Origin of the sequence: Bacillus cereus group sp. N6 (assembly GCF_016483705.1) — a bacterium.
GTDB lineage: Bacteria > Bacillota > Bacilli > Bacillales > Bacillaceae_G > Bacillus_A > Bacillus_A wiedmannii.
The window spans coordinates 13,001-27,161 of record NZ_JAEHBI010000059.1 but is presented as its reverse complement, the minus strand read 5'-3'; the positions used below and the strand labels follow the sequence as shown (position 1 = coordinate 27,161).

The following is a 14,161-nucleotide window of genomic DNA, read 5'->3' as shown; positions in this document are numbered from 1 at the left end:
CGGTGCAATACCGGACTCACTTTTATCAAGCTGCCTAATGAAATAACCGTGTCTAACTTTTAGGGGTCACTTCAATTCTAGCTAGCTTATTATTTGGACTGTATAGCTTGTTCAATTACCCTTATATCTTTTCCATCTCCAAACTCTGTATACCCCCAGATGTTCGTTTCACCTCTATATTTATTTACAATAATATCTAAGTCATGGTATACACGATGTGCATAAACTACATACTCAATATTTTGAAGTTCTACACCTTTTTTTACAATTTCATAGCTTCTATTTACATCACGTTTTATTTTTTCATTCTTTATTTCTGTATGTATATTTTTTAAAGACGATTCTTGTTGTTGAAACCATTGTTTAAATTGGTTCCAGTCCCCTTCTGTATAATTCTCTGCTTTACCGTAATTTAAGAAATTATTATAACTTTCATGCGTCATACGAATAAAATCTAGCACTTTTGTCTCCTCTTGCACATCTTCTATTTGAGCTATTGTACTTACCTCAGCAGGCTTATTCGCATAATGTAATAGCAATTTCATAAGACTATAGCTCGCAATGATCATTACGATAATAATCCCGAATACAATTAACAATTTCTTCATATACAGAACTCCTTCTCTACTAAAGATATTACAAAGTATGACTATACTTGTAACATTCTCTCGTAGAAATATAATTCCTGTATAAATTCTTCCTATCATTTCGACAATATTTTTCTATACATTTCTCGTTGGTAAATGTTCTTGTAAAACAATGTACCCTTCATAAGCTGTGTAACCGAGTATAGCCATTAATCCGATATAACAAGCAAAGACTGTCCATTTTGTTTTCATATCAACTTTATAATAGTTTTCCTGTTGTCTCTTTTCCGTCTCCCATTCCTGTAATTTTCTTTCTGACATTTCAAATGCTTCTCTTATATGAATTGTATGCGTTTCTTTTTCATCTTCATATGGAACGTAATCAAGCGGCTCAAACTTTGGTAAAAGATGCTCTAACACTTCAATCTTTTGAAGTTCTCCTACTTTTAATTCTTTCTCTCTTTCTTTTTGCCTTAATATATTTATTTCATGTTGCATCATATATATATTTCGATGCACCGCACCTGTTTCTTTTAACTCCTCTTCAAGTCTTGCAACATATTCTTTCATTCCATCAATTCTATATCCTAATTCCTTAATTGGCTCATCTCTCTTTATTACTCTATATAATTCCATACAGCCGATAATAAAAATAAATCCTCCCAAAATACTTTTAAAGTAAATGGCATAACCGAGCAATACAATAAGACCCGCTCCCCAAATCTTTGTACTTACAACTGAGATAATTCGTCCACCATCTAATGGAGAAACCGGAATCAAGTTAAAGAAGTTAATCATACTTCCAAGTAAAATAATTAATGCCCAAAATGGCTCTTTCGTTATTATATAAAGTGGAATCGCAGGTAAAAATGACAACAATCCGAAAAGAGGTCCCATGAAGGCGATGTAAGCTTCATCTTTTGCATTTTTCGGCATCTCTTTCATCCCAATAAGAGCGCCCATAAATGGAATAAATATTGCTGGCGATGTTGGTATACCTTTTCTTTTCGCAGCCCATAAATGGCCCATTTCATGAATAAACAACAAATAAATGAGCGCTACCCCAAATTTCCAACCATATATAACCGCGTATGCACCAAGTGATAGAAACATACTAAATACCGTTGAAAACTTTGCTAGTTTAAAAATTGCAAATATCCACTTTAACTTAGAAAGTAAAAATAGCCCTATTGCAACAATAATTCCCCATAATCCTTTTTTATTATTTTTCATATTCCTCTCCTTTATCTCTCATTAATGAATCATATTTATTCATCAAAACTATTCTTTTCTCTATTATGACATATTTTTTTCTATCGTTAGAAATAATGTTTATTTAATCCATTTTTAGCCAAAAATATAAGTATAAATATAAGGAGGTGTTTGCAAATGAATTTACAATCTCTCATAATAGGCGCTCTATCGTTTTTAGCTTCAACTCTTATTTTTTATACCGTTAGTTACGTATTATTATTAGATTTGTTGCCCAATCACGTATTTATTGCCCTTGTCATCCTTTCCGCTCTTATGATTTCTTTTCTTATTACACGAAAATCAATGAATGAGCCATCTGCAAAAGCAAAATAATAGAGAGGGGGTGTTTTCCCCTCTCTATTATCATTTCCTAGGAAAGGCCATATAAACTTTACTAATTACCTTCATCCCGATCTGTCAGGGCTAATTAAAGTTTCATTTTATCTTTGTAAATCCATTTTTTCACCATACTCTTTAACAATTTGAATGATATTTTGAAAAACACCTATTTTTTCTTTTTTGCTATTTAATATTTTCAAATCATAATTTTCATAATATGTTTCTAATGACTTTAATTGTGATTCTGAAACATCTTTTACCGGAACAGTAGCATGCAATTCATATTGTTTATACCCTTCCTTTACCTTTTCACCTGAAATTTTTTCACTCTCTTTTGCTCCAATTAATTTTTGAACTTTTTCTGGGAAAACGACTTGTAAATAATACTCTTGTTCCTTCTCTAACTTGTTGTATAGTGATTGTGAAATCGTATACCGCACCGTATAATTCACTTTTTGATCGCCTGCTTTAATATGAAACGCAGTAATCTGCAAATCTTTTTTTGTTACATCCGTTAAAGGACCTACCTGCATCTCGTCTTCTTTTTGTTCTGAAACATTTGGAAATATAGCCAAAAGCTTTTCCGTATCTTTTTTATTCAGCATATACATAGCTTTCTTATATTGTACCCATCCTCGTCTGTCTTCTCCTCTTAGCCACGCATAATATGTTTCTTTTTTTCCATCCCTATTAATTTGTATTTCATATTCCGGTTCACCAAAACTACCTGTTACTTCTTGTTTTTCCGCTTTATCTATAATGTCTGTTACTAACTTAGCTTCTGATTCCTGTAACTTTTTCTCTTTATGTTTTTTTTGTATAACGGTTACCCCTATCGTTTCTTTCACTTCATTCACCGTCTCTTCCACTTTTTTTGTTTCTTTTTTTTGCTCTACTTGACCACAAGATGCTAGTAACGTAGCAAATAACAACAATACATATTTCCTTTTCAACTTAATCCTCCTTTTACAATAAGAAATTCTTATACTCTTCATATAAAAAACAAAAACGTGAAACACTATAAAATACGCTATACTAAGTATTGAAAGGAGGTCTTTTTCATGTCCATTAATTTTCACGATGCAAATAATAAATACACATACGCACAGCGAAACGCCCATATTTCTTGGGGAGAAATGATAAAAAGTATTACAAATATACAAAACAAGCAAATAATTGATATCGGCTGTGGTGGCGGGATTTATACGAAAGAACTTGCTCTTATGGGAGCCAAAAATGTCATTGGACTTGATTTTTCAAAAGAAATATTACAAGCTGCAAAAGAAAATTGTAGCGGCTTTCCAAATATTTCATTCATTCACGGTGATGCACATAACGTCCCATATCCTAATGATACATTCGACATTGTTATTTCGCGCGCAGTGATTCATCATTTACAAGACATTCCTACATTTTTACGTGAAGCTTCTCGTATATTAAAGAAAAACGGTGTACTTATTGTACAAGACCGAACTATTGAAGATTGTACAATTCCTGGAAGCCCCGAACACATTCGTGGATATTTTTTCTCTACCTTTCCAAAACTCATTGAAATAGAATCAAAAAGACGGCCAAAAACCACCACGATACAGCAAGAATTGCAAAAATATTTTCTTCACGTGTTCCCCTCTCAAACACAATGGGAAGTACGAAAAATACATGATTCTGTAGAAGCATTGCTACAAGATTTATCACCTCGAACAGGTCGATCCATTCTATATGAATTAACAGATCATGAACTTTCTCAACTTCTACAACAGGTCCAGACCGCATTACAAAGCATCTCTCCTATTATCGAAAGAGATCGGTGGACAATTTGGAGCGCCATGAAATTGTAAGGAAGGAAGCCTCACAACATAATGTGAGGCTTCCTTCTTTCATAATCTAATTTTGCAACACTCTTGATATCCTCCACTTCTGGCCTGTGCACTTCCACACTTCGGACATACTAAATATCTAGACTGATTTGTCAACAAACTACCTTTTTGAAAGAGTAAAACTTCTGCTTGTTTAAACGAACGCGAATAATATAACCACATAAAACCAATTATAGCAATAATGCCAAATAATACTCCCATCGCAAGCATTCCAGTCACCTCTTTTGGTTTGTTCTTTCCAGCAAGTGGATTGTTGTATTATTCTCTGTAAATTCAAACAATACCTTCTTTACTCCTATAAATATCAACTTTCTCTATAAGTTTTACAATTCTCTACAAATTTTTACTCCCATTTTACAATTCATCATTCCCTTTACAACAACGAATATCACATTCAATATTTCTATATATAAATATATCTTTCAAAAAAATGTTGACTTTCAAAAAAAAACATGTGACAATACTGTCAGAATACTTGAATAAAAATTCATTGACGAGAACGAGTACGTTATAGGACTGTCCCCCAGAGAGTTGGCGATTTGCTGAAAGCCAACGTTCAGTGCGTAACCGAAAATCATCTCCGAGAAGTAGAACCGAATGTTACAGTAAGTTCTTACCGGCTGTCCCCCGTTACAAGGAACACGTATCATGTTGTACGTTGTAAAGCCGTATACATATAGACTAATTTCTACATGTATAAATTAGGGTGGTATCGCGGGTAAATATAACTCGTCCCTTTCTTTAGGGACGAGTTTTTTGTGTTCTTACAAATGAATTTAAAAAAGGAGGAAAAACAATGAACACTGTATCAAAAAAACATATTTTTTTCACGGGTCTTATGCTATTTTCTTTATTTTTTGGGGCAGGTAATTTAATTTTCCCTCCCATGCTTGGACAAAATGCAGGTGAAAACTTTTGGCCGGCAATGATTGGATTTTTACTAACAGGAGTCGGTTTACCATTATTAACTGTTATTGCAATTTCTTTATCAGGAAACGGCATGCAACAACTCGCAAGTCATGTTCACCCATTATTTGGAATTTCCTTTACTGTAGTTGTATATATCGCAATCGGTCCTTCTATGGGAATTCCACGCGTTGCAAATGTCGCTTATGAAATGGGTGTTAGTTCTTTCTTACCAGAAACAATTCGTTCTAGTAACCTAGCACTATTTTTATACACAGTCGTCTTCTTCGCTATCGTATTTTGGCTTAGTTTAAATCCATCTAAACTTGTCGATCGCATCGGAAATATTTTAACACCTATTTTATTACTCTCTATTTTCTTACTATTTGTTAAAAGTGTATTTACACCACTCGGGCAATCAGGACCAGCAATGCAAGAGTATCAAACTTCTCCAATCTTCAAAGGTTTTATGGAAGGATACTTAACGATGGATACCATTTCTGCGCTTGCATTTGGAATTATCGTTGTAAATGCCATTCGCTCTAAAGGTGTGAAGGATCGTAAATCCATTGCCATCGCAACAGCGAAAGCAGGACTTATTGCCGCTACTGGTCTCGTACTTGTATATGGTGCACTTGGCTGGCTCGGTGCAACTAGCGTCTCGCTCGGATATGCACAAAATGGCGGACAATTACTTACTGTTATCGTACAGCAATTATTCGGTCCATACGGTTTACTTCTATTATCTCTAATCGTTACACTCGCTTGTCTAACAACTTGTGTTGGACTTGTATCTGCGTGTAGTCAATATTTCTCAACATTATTGACTAAATTTTCATACAAAATGTTCGCGAGTATCATTTGTGTATTAGGATTATTAGTTGCCAACTTAGGTTTAACGAAAATTATTGCCATCTCTGTTCCAATTCTACTTGTTGTATATCCAGTTGCAATTGTACTCGTTCTACTATCGTTACTTCATAAATATTTCGGTGGATATCGCTCTGTTTATGTAGGTGCTTTAATTGGAGCAGCAATCGTAAGCGTATTTGACGGATTAAAACAAGGTGGCATTTCAGTTTCATTTATCACACCATATTTTGAATTTATCCCTTTATATAATGAAGGAATTGGCTGGCTAATACCAGCATTAGCCGGGGCTATTATCGGCCTTACAATCGCTAAGTTAAGCGGTGCGAAAAAAGTTCCCTTAATAACCGATTCCCGCGAAGTAAAAGCATCCTAAAAAACTCCCGAAAGGGAGTTTTTTTACTTTTGATAAGCAGTATGATTAAAACTGCTTATTTTATACGCTTTCGTATAATATTCGATATTTGTATCCACTGTTTCTACTTTGATAACATCGTAGCAATCTTCTTGCTTTACTAAAAATAAATAGTACTCTTCTGTCGCCTCAACAATTGCAATTTTATCTGTTTCAACATTATATTGTTCACAAAGCGCTTGTAATGCGTTCACATAATCCCCTAATTTTTTAGACTTATCCATGCCAAATATCGTTTGAACTAACATACACTCTCTCCCCTTTGTATGTACTGTTAACAACTTAATGATAACGCTTACATTTGTTAACGTCAATAAAAAGATTTGGCGTAAACTAATAATCAGCGGAGATACCCCCCACTGATTAAAGTTTCACTTTATCATTTCGTCAATTGATGTCTAAACGCATAAATAACTGCCTGTGTCCGGTCACTTACATTTAGCTTATTTAAAATATTACTCACATGTGTCTTTACTGTTTTGAGAGCAATAAACAATTCATCTGCAATCTCTTGATTACTTTTCCCCTCTGCAATTAATAACAAAATTTCAGACTCTCTTTCTGTTAACTCCTCATGCAAAGGTTGTTCTTTCTTCTGACGCATACGAGACATCATTTTACCAGTAACTTTTGGCTCTAATACAGTTTCTCCATCATAAGTAGCTCGTACAGCGTCTGCTATATCACTTGCTCTTGATGTTTTTAATAAATAACTTGTCGCTCCCGCCTCAATAACAGGGTACAATTTCTCATCATCTAAAAAGCTCGTTACAACTACAATTTTCGCTTCTGGCCATTCCTGAATAATAGCACGTGTTGCTTCAACCCCATCCATCTCGTCCATGACAAGGTCCATCAAAATAATATCTGGTCTTAATTGCAGTGCTAACTCTGAACCTTTTCTTCCATTTTCAGCTTCTCCAACTACTTCGATATCTGGCTGCGTTGATAAATATGCTGATACACCCATTCGAACCATTTCATGATCATCGACAAGTAACACTTTTATCATGATTCTCCCCCTCTCTCAATCATAATCGGTACTTTTACTTCTATTTGTGTCCCTTTAGCGGGGAAACTAAGTACTTTTAATGTCCCACCAATTTCATGAACACGCTCTTGCATTGATCTTAAACCATATGAACCAGCCTTATTCACTCCGACTTCAAATCCAACGCCATCATCAATAATTTTTAGAATTGCATATTGATCAATTTTCCGAAGACGTACTTCCGTTTTCTTCGCTTTCGCATGTCGTAAAGTATTGGATAAAGCTTCTTGCACAATACGAAATAAATGATCTTCTACACCTTTTTTCAATTCTATTGGCTCGATTAGCCATTCAATTTTCATATGTTGCTTTCGCGATAATTCCGTCAATAATTCCTCTATACCTTGTGTCAGTTTCTTACCTTCTAATTGTACAGGCCGTAAATGAAGAAGCAACGCTCTCATTTCTGATTGTGCATTTACAACCATATTTTCAACGAGCTGCAACTGCTTTTTTGTCGTTTCTGGAATTTCAGCTACTTGTTCATTAATAGCCGACATCATCATCGACATTGCAAAAAGCTGCTGACTTACAGAATCATGCAGCTCCCTCGCCAATCGATGCCTTTCTTGAGATATCGCTTCTTGTCTCATCTCTTCATTCCAATGAGCTCGTTCATTCGTTACTTTTTGAAAGAGTCCAGCTTGCTCCTCTAATCGACGAGCAAGACCGATTACTTTTCGTTCTACTTCATGAAATTCATCATCTGCAGTAAACGAAACATCACTCGGAAAATTCCCTCGCTCCACTTCAAATAGAAAAGTATTTAATCCTTGTATACGCTGCTCTATATAGTAACCGATTGCATATCCTACAATTCCCCCGATAAGTAAACTTGTAGTCATAATAAACAAGCCAATTGGAACAGAAGCGATGGATTCCTTCCATAATAAATCATACACTTGTTGCTCGCTTTTCCATACATATACAATTGTACAAATGAGTGCAATACTAACAGAAGACAACATAGAATAACGAATATACATCCACGAAATATTTTTTTGTTTCTTCATTATACTTTCCTCACTTCCGTATCGCCTACGACAAGCGAAGAAATAATTTTAATACGACGAGGCGCTTCTTTATACTGCTCTGTTCTAAATGTAACATTGCGATTAAATCCTGTCTCTTCATGTCCTGGCAGGAGCACACGTCCGACAATAACAGAATGATTTAAAGACAATTCAATATCATATGGCACATATAAACGAATATTACCAACGACACCTCGGATAACAATTACCGTTTCTCCTTCTGGAATCATAGCAGTTGTTAAATCTATTTCCACATCACAAGCACCATATTGAACATTAATATCCTCAAGTTCATAAATATGATCCATCATTCGTATATTCCCTACAAACATATTTTTTAAATATGGTTCTGTACGATATATTTGCTTCTCTTCGTCTATAATCCCTTTTTCTTTAATTTCAACCTTCATTGCTTTTTGCTGATGTCCTTGTTGAATCAGTTGATAACCAATTAAAGCTAAACAAGCAAATACGACAAGAACAAATGCTGCTGATGAAAATAAGAAGAATAAAAATACGATACCACCAACAAATAAAAAGACATTTCCCCTTACATAACGATTCTTCTTACGATAATGCCTTCCAAACATAAGCATAATAAATGCAAAAATGAGACCACCTGGTTCAAAATGTCCAAGTATCATATCAAGAAAAAGACCGAATCCAAATATGATGAGGAGCATCCCCATTAATTGTGTTTTTGAAAATTGTTTCTTCATTTCAGCTCCCCCCTTCTTGTTACATATACATAGAAGAAAAGGCATTGCTTTCCAACACCTTTTCTCCTATCACTATATCATAAGCCTGTTTTATAATATACTACTATTATTTTGTTAACTCTTTCGTTAACGATACATCATTCTTCTCTTTCATTTCACGCTCAAGCTTTGCAATCTTCATATCAAATGTGTCACGTTCATGCTCCTCATTTATACGAGATTCTAAGTCGCGAATATGATCTTCAATTTCCTCAAAGCGTAAGAACGGATTATTTTCATCCATTTTATGCATCGCTGTATTCATACGACGATTTGCATGTGCCATATTTTCACGTGCCATTAATTCCATACGTTTTGCGTGCATTTCTTTTAATTTATTTTTCATCTCAGCAAGACGACGCTCTAACTCATCAATTTGATCTACAACACCTGCATACATTTCTTCTAATCGAGTTACTTGCCCTTCATAATACGCTACTTCTTCTAGCGCACGCTCATGTAGCTGTAATTCGCCTGCTTCTTGAGCGACGATCGCTTGCTTTGATCTTTTATTAACGAAATAACGTGCTTGCTCAAGCTCACGAGCGAAATTAGATTTTAATGTTTTGTGGCGCTCAATTAACTTCTCAATTTTTGTTATTTCACGCTCACTATCGCGTAAATATTGGTTTAGCATCGCGATTGGATTTTTTCTTTCTTTCTCATCTAACACATTATGAAAATCTGCTAAAATTGCATCGCGTACACGTCCGAATAAAGATTGTTTCATTATAATCTTCCTCTCTTCTACTTTATCAATTTGATTTGGTTTTTATTAATTTTTTATTAGTTTTTCATTAACTTGTTCCACTCATCTTCAAAGTTGCTATATGGTTTAGAACTTTCTGGTGCAGAATCAACAACTACATTTTTTTCTTTTTTCCACTCACGGTATCCGTAGTATAAAACTACTAATGCTGCGATACCGATTAATGCTGGGGAATGAGAAAGGGCGATGGACAAGCCGATCAAACCAACAATACCCCAAGCTAACTTTCCAAAAAATGATTGTGCTCGCACAAATGATTTATAGCTCCAGTACACAACTCCTGCTCCAATTGCGAATCCTATAATACCAGCAAGACTGCCAAGAGCAATTAAAGCTAAAATACCAGCCGCGATAAACGCTAGAAATTGTTTCATCTTGTGCTTGCCTCCCTTCGATTTGATACTCTTATCTTAACTATTTTTTCACTTTTCCATAACGAGCTTAAGAACCGTTTTCGACTCAGACTTAAGACTGAGTTGCATTCAGCCTTTTGTAAAAATATGCGGTAGGATAGGATGATTCACTCTTTTATCGCACATAAAAAGCCGTACAGAGAACATTCTCTGTACGGCTTTCATTACTATTCATAAACTTCATTTTAAATTATGCTGTTTTGTGATACTCTTTCTTTCCCGCTACTTTAGAAAACCTCGGGAAACCAATTAATATAGAAATAATTCCACATACTCCAACTAAGATAGGATAAAACGCATATGGTAACAATTCAATCGGAGATAACGCCGCAAATCCTGCTGCCGTTAACATTTGCGCACCATACGGAATTAACCCTTGCACACAACATGAGAAAAGATCTAATACACTCGCTGATTTACGAGGATCAATTTCATATTGATCTGCAATGTTTTTCGCAAGTGGACCTGTAAAAATAATAGAAATCGTATTATTCGCTGTACACATATTCGTCATACTCACTAAGCCAGCGATACCGAACTCTGCTCCTTTTTTCGAACGAATGTTACGAGTTAAAATATTCATTAAATATTGAATACCACCATTATATTGAATCAGTTCGACCATACCACCAATTAAAATAGCAAGTAATACTAACTCCATCATACCGCCCATTCCAGTCGTTACACTTTTAAAGAAACTCTCTAACGTGTAACTCCCATCTAAAAGACCTATAACGCCGGATAGTACAGTTCCACCAGTTAACACAATAAGTACATTCCAACCAAGCAATGCTGTAATAAGTACTCCTGCATACGGTAAAATCTTTATCCAGTCAAAGCTATGCGCTTTAATCTGCGTGTCACTTCCTAAAGTAACGATTACTAATAGTACAATTGTAATAATAGCTGCTGGTAATACAATTAAAAAGTTCGTTTTAAACTTATCTTTCATTTCTGTTCCTTGTGAACGTACAGCTGCGATTGTTGTATCTGAAATAAATGATAAATTATCCCCAAACATCGCCCCACCAACAACAGTAGCCATCGTAAGTGCAATAGAGATATCAGTTTGCCCACTAATACCTACAGCAATTGGTGCTAATGCAGCAATTGTTCCCATTGAAGTTCCCATCGCTAATGAAATAAATGCCCCTATAACAAAAATTCCAGCTACGATAAATCCTTGCGGTAAAATGGATAACGCTAAATTAACTGTAGAATCAACGCCGCCCATCCCTTTTGCTGTTTCAGAAAATGCTCCTGCAAGTACAAAAATCAGAACCATAATCATAATATCCGGGTTCCCTGCACCTTTAGCAAATCGTTCTACTTTTACATTAAAACTTTCTTTACGATTCATCGCTAAAGCGACTCCTACAGCAATTGAAATTGCTACAAGTATCGGCAATTTATAGAAATCACCTGTAATAATTCCAGAACCAATAAATAGCGCCAAAAATATCCCAAGTGGTAATAAAGCCAAACCATTTCCTCTCGTTTCTTTCAAAGTACCATCTCTCCCTAGTTTCAACCTTTTCTAATGAATAACAAAAGACCTCTTCCAATGAGAAGAGGTCTTATACATCTATAAGGAACGCTCTTCTCATCTTTCAAGCACATGCTTGCTGGATTTGGCACAGCACTCTGAAATCGAGTCCGCTGCCGAGGCATCGTAGGGCCAGTCCCTCCGCCTCTCTTTATAAGAAGGTTTCATATTTATTTTTTAATAATAATTTCTTCCCTAACTTTACTCGCTTACAAAACAAAAGTCAATTATTTTTTGTGTGGATTTTTTTGGTAATTATACAAAAATTTGAATACAACAATCATTTTAACTTTTTGATTTCTTCTTCCAATATTGAAATCCAATAAAATTCACTATTTTTTATTGCATCTATTATCCATTTCGTAGTGTACCAAGCTAACTCATACTCTTCTTTTGTAACATCGCCACTTTTATAAGCATCCTCTAGCTCATCTTCATCCAATATATACATTTTACCGTTCGGTAATAACACTACATCTAAATATAAATCATCAAAATACGGTAAACCACGGTCGTCAATTTTATATTCTTTCGCCACATCGATATAATATTGCACTAATTTTTTCTGATCATCTAACATAGCTGTAATCGCAAAGTTTTTCCCGTCTATGAAATATTGAATCCACGTATATTGATTCCCTGCGATACAAAGTTCTTTACTATCATATTCTTTACAACTAGGTTCTCTTACCTTTTTTATTTCTAATATTCCTAGCATTCCTTCTTCCACTTGCTTAACCGTATAATCCTTCTCTATTAGTCGCTTCCACGAAGAACCGTCACCATATTTACGTTTCATTACGTCCGCTCCCCTTCTATATAGAAAAGCCCCCACATATTATGTGAGAGCTTGTTCAAATTATAATTAAGCTGCTTGTCCTTTTTCAGAAATCTCTTTCAAATAAGCTTGTCCTTTTTCAGCGTCATATTGACCTTCCCACTTAGACATAACTACAGCTGCTAAAGAGTTTCCTACAACGTTAACTGCTGTACGAGCCATATCTAAAATACGGTCAATACCAGCGATAAAGGCTAAACCTTCAGCTGGAATACCTACTGTACCAAGTGTTGCTAATAATACAACGAATGATACGCCCGGTACACCCGCAATACCTTTTGATGTAACCATTAATACAAGTAATAATGTAATTTGTTGTGTAATGGATAATTCAATACCGTACATTTGCGCTAAGAAAATTGCTGCAATTGCTTGATATAAAGTTGATCCATCTAAGTTAAATGAATAACCTGTCGGAATAACGAAAGATGTAATTGCTTTCGGACAACCGAATTTCTCCATTTTCTCCATGATTTTTGGTAAAACTGTTTCTGAACTTGCTGTAGAATATGCTAAGATCAGCTCGTCTTTTAAAATCTTAAAGAATTGGAAAATGTTAATTCCAAATAGTTTCGCTGTCAGTCCTAGTATGACTACAACGAAGAAAATCATCGCACCATATACAACTATGACTAATTTCCCTAATGGAATTAATGAAGATAAACCAAACGTCGAAACTGTTACACCAATTAATGCGAATACACCAAACGGTGCAAATTTCATAACTTGGTTAGTCACGTAAAACATCGCATCTGCTACACCTTGGAAAAATTGAAGAACCGGTCTTCCTCTTTCACCAATCGCCGCAACTCCTAAACCAAATAGTACAGAGAAGAAGATAATCGCAAGCATATCGCCCTCAACCAATGATTTCATAATATTCGTTGGAACGATATTCACAAATGTATCTGCAAACGAATGACTTTGTACTTGAGCTGTTGTTTCTGCATATTTAGAAATATCAGTCTTTGTTAATTGATCCATATTCACGCCTTTTCCTGGTTGGAAAATATTCGCTACCAGTAGACCAACAACAATTGCAATTGTTGTAATAATTTCAAAATAAAGAATTGTTTTCCCGCCTAATCGGCCTAGTTTTTTAACATCGCCAACACCAGCAACTCCAACAACAATACTTGCTACAACAATCGGCACAACGATCATTTTAATTAATCGGATAAAAATATCACCAATTGGTTTTAGGTACCCTACAACTGTGCTATCGCCATAAAAAATTGCCCCCACCGCGATACCTAGGGCAAGTCCAATTAAAATTTGCCATGCAAGTCCTATTCTTTTCATATTTGTTGTAACCCCCTCTTCGATGTGTCACTCTACCTCTCATTCTATATCTATAAAACTTGAAATTAAGAGTATTACATATTATTCGACAATTCACTACATTTTGTCCCTGTTAAAAATCATAAATCAAAAAATTAAATCTGACAACAAAATAACTTTTCCTGAACACAAATAATTTTCTTGACAAAAATAAAACCCATGT

At 35.0% G+C, this 14,161-nt stretch carries 16 protein-coding genes, 1 riboswitch and 1 other annotated feature; of the genes, 3 read left to right on the top strand and 13 right to left on the bottom strand.

Annotated elements, in window-relative coordinates:
- Window positions 1-89 precede the first annotated feature (89 nt).
- Window positions 90-608 carry a hypothetical protein gene (locus tag JDS99_RS26820; RefSeq protein ID WP_000734814.1) on the bottom strand — a complete coding sequence of 173 codons (519 nt, stop codon included), beginning with the start codon at window positions 606-608 and terminating at the stop codon, window positions 90-92.
- 114 nt (window positions 609-722) lie between these two features.
- Entirely contained in the window at window positions 723-1,820 is a 1,098-nt protein-coding gene (locus JDS99_RS26815; RefSeq protein ID WP_199696042.1) for a site-2 protease family protein, read from the bottom strand.
- Between the two features lie 156 nt (window positions 1,821-1,976).
- Between JDS99_RS26815 and JDS99_RS26810 the strand changes: the two genes are divergently transcribed.
- On the top strand, window positions 1,977-2,174 hold the full coding sequence (locus JDS99_RS26810; protein ID WP_001053356.1) for a hypothetical protein: 198 nt from the start codon (window positions 1,977-1,979) through the stop codon (window positions 2,172-2,174).
- A gap of 107 nt (window positions 2,175-2,281) precedes the next feature.
- On the opposite strand, the gene JDS99_RS26805 is transcribed toward JDS99_RS26810, so the two are convergent.
- The gene (locus JDS99_RS26805; RefSeq protein ID WP_199696041.1) at window positions 2,282-3,133 is read right to left on the bottom strand and encodes a YhfM domain-containing protein; all 852 of its coding nucleotides are present in this window, start codon (window positions 3,131-3,133) and stop codon (window positions 2,282-2,284) included.
- Between the two features lie 108 nt (window positions 3,134-3,241).
- Between JDS99_RS26805 and JDS99_RS26800 the strand changes: the two genes are divergently transcribed.
- Window positions 3,242-4,018: a class I SAM-dependent methyltransferase gene (locus JDS99_RS26800; protein WP_097889748.1), complete on the top strand. Its 777-nt coding sequence runs from the start codon at window positions 3,242-3,244 to the stop codon at window positions 4,016-4,018.
- Between the two features lie 39 nt (window positions 4,019-4,057).
- Here JDS99_RS26800 and JDS99_RS26795 read toward each other — a convergent pair whose 3' ends face one another.
- Entirely contained in the window at window positions 4,058-4,267 is a 210-nt protein-coding gene (locus JDS99_RS26795; protein WP_000880630.1) for a hypothetical protein, read from the bottom strand.
- A gap of 271 nt (window positions 4,268-4,538) precedes the next feature.
- Window positions 4,539-4,797 (top strand) — a binding site (T-box leader).
- Window positions 4,798-4,853: 56 nt separating this feature from the next.
- Between JDS99_RS26795 and brnQ3 the strand changes: the two genes are divergently transcribed.
- On the top strand, window positions 4,854-6,209 hold the full coding sequence (gene brnQ3 / locus JDS99_RS26790; protein WP_199696040.1) for a branched-chain amino acid transport system II carrier protein BrnQ3: 1,356 nt from the start codon (window positions 4,854-4,856) through the stop codon (window positions 6,207-6,209).
- 23 nt (window positions 6,210-6,232) lie between these two features.
- On the opposite strand, the gene JDS99_RS26785 is transcribed toward brnQ3, so the two are convergent.
- The 9 genes from JDS99_RS26785 to gltP form a co-directional block, all read right to left on the bottom strand.
- Window positions 6,233-6,529: a DUF3922 domain-containing protein gene (locus JDS99_RS26785; protein WP_131932946.1), complete on the bottom strand. Its 297-nt coding sequence runs from the start codon at window positions 6,527-6,529 to the stop codon at window positions 6,233-6,235.
- Between the two features lie 98 nt (window positions 6,530-6,627).
- A complete protein-coding gene (locus JDS99_RS26780) occupies window positions 6,628-7,260 on the bottom strand; it encodes a response regulator (protein ID WP_000598709.1) in 633 nt (210 codons plus the stop codon).
- On the bottom strand, window positions 7,257-8,312 hold the full coding sequence (locus JDS99_RS26775) for a sensor histidine kinase (RefSeq protein ID WP_064476649.1): 1,056 nt from the start codon (window positions 8,310-8,312) through the stop codon (window positions 7,257-7,259). Before JDS99_RS26775 ends, JDS99_RS26780 begins: the two co-directional genes overlap by 4 nt.
- On the bottom strand, window positions 8,312-9,052 hold the full coding sequence (gene liaF / locus JDS99_RS26770) for a cell wall-active antibiotics response protein LiaF (protein ID WP_075308724.1): 741 nt from the start codon (window positions 9,050-9,052) through the stop codon (window positions 8,312-8,314). The genes JDS99_RS26775 and liaF overlap by 1 nt, the downstream gene beginning before the upstream one ends.
- A gap of 106 nt (window positions 9,053-9,158) precedes the next feature.
- Window positions 9,159-9,821 carry a PspA/IM30 family protein gene (locus tag JDS99_RS26765; protein WP_075308722.1) on the bottom strand — a complete coding sequence of 221 codons (663 nt, stop codon included), beginning with the start codon at window positions 9,819-9,821 and terminating at the stop codon, window positions 9,159-9,161.
- Window positions 9,822-9,877: 56 nt separating this feature from the next.
- Window positions 9,878-10,234, bottom strand: coding sequence for a lmo0954 family membrane protein (locus JDS99_RS26760; RefSeq protein ID WP_000808634.1), 357 nt, complete (start codon window positions 10,232-10,234; stop codon window positions 9,878-9,880).
- 229 nt (window positions 10,235-10,463) lie between these two features.
- Window positions 10,464-11,780 carry a Na+/H+ antiporter NhaC family protein gene (locus JDS99_RS26755; RefSeq protein WP_033659650.1) on the bottom strand — a complete coding sequence of 439 codons (1,317 nt, stop codon included), beginning with the start codon at window positions 11,778-11,780 and terminating at the stop codon, window positions 10,464-10,466.
- A gap of 93 nt (window positions 11,781-11,873) precedes the next feature.
- Window positions 11,874-11,979: riboswitch (SAM riboswitch) on the bottom strand.
- A gap of 120 nt (window positions 11,980-12,099) precedes the next feature.
- Complete coding sequence (locus JDS99_RS26750) at window positions 12,100-12,618, bottom strand: ribonuclease FAU-1 family protein (protein WP_088062674.1); 519 nt, start codon at window positions 12,616-12,618, stop codon at window positions 12,100-12,102.
- Between the two features lie 66 nt (window positions 12,619-12,684).
- On the bottom strand, window positions 12,685-13,959 hold the full coding sequence (gltP, locus tag JDS99_RS26745) for a glutamate/aspartate:proton symporter GltP (RefSeq protein WP_087985514.1): 1,275 nt from the start codon (window positions 13,957-13,959) through the stop codon (window positions 12,685-12,687).
- Between the last annotated feature and the right edge of the window lie 202 nt (window positions 13,960-14,161).

Coding starts and splice junctions, on each gene's coding strand:
- JDS99_RS26820 (WP_000734814.1), bottom strand. CDS start 608: ATGAAGAAATTGTTAATTGTATTCGGGATTATTATCGTAATGATCATT.
- JDS99_RS26815 (WP_199696042.1), bottom strand. CDS start 1,820: ATGAAAAATAATAAAAAAGGATTATGGGGAATTATTGTTGCAATAGGG.
- JDS99_RS26810 (WP_001053356.1), top strand. CDS start 1,977: ATGAATTTACAATCTCTCATAATAGGCGCTCTATCGTTTTTAGCTTCA.
- JDS99_RS26800 (WP_097889748.1), top strand. CDS start 3,242: ATGTCCATTAATTTTCACGATGCAAATAATAAATACACATACGCACAG.
- JDS99_RS26795 (WP_000880630.1), bottom strand. CDS start 4,267: ATGCTTGCGATGGGAGTATTATTTGGCATTATTGCTATAATTGGTTTT.
- brnQ3 (WP_199696040.1), top strand. CDS start 4,854: ATGAACACTGTATCAAAAAAACATATTTTTTTCACGGGTCTTATGCTA.
- JDS99_RS26780 (WP_000598709.1), bottom strand. CDS start 7,260: ATGATAAAAGTGTTACTTGTCGATGATCATGAAATGGTTCGAATGGGT.
- JDS99_RS26775 (WP_064476649.1), bottom strand. CDS start 8,312: ATGAAGAAACAAAAAAATATTTCGTGGATGTATATTCGTTATTCTATG.
- liaF (WP_075308724.1), bottom strand. CDS start 9,052: ATGAAGAAACAATTTTCAAAAACACAATTAATGGGGATGCTCCTCATC.
- JDS99_RS26765 (WP_075308722.1), bottom strand. CDS start 9,821: ATGAAACAATCTTTATTCGGACGTGTACGCGATGCAATTTTAGCAGAT.
- JDS99_RS26760 (WP_000808634.1), bottom strand. CDS start 10,234: ATGAAACAATTTCTAGCGTTTATCGCGGCTGGTATTTTAGCTTTAATT.
- JDS99_RS26750 (WP_088062674.1), bottom strand. CDS start 12,618: ATGAAACGTAAATATGGTGACGGTTCTTCGTGGAAGCGACTAATAGAG.
- gltP (WP_087985514.1), bottom strand. CDS start 13,959: ATGAAAAGAATAGGACTTGCATGGCAAATTTTAATTGGACTTGCCCTA.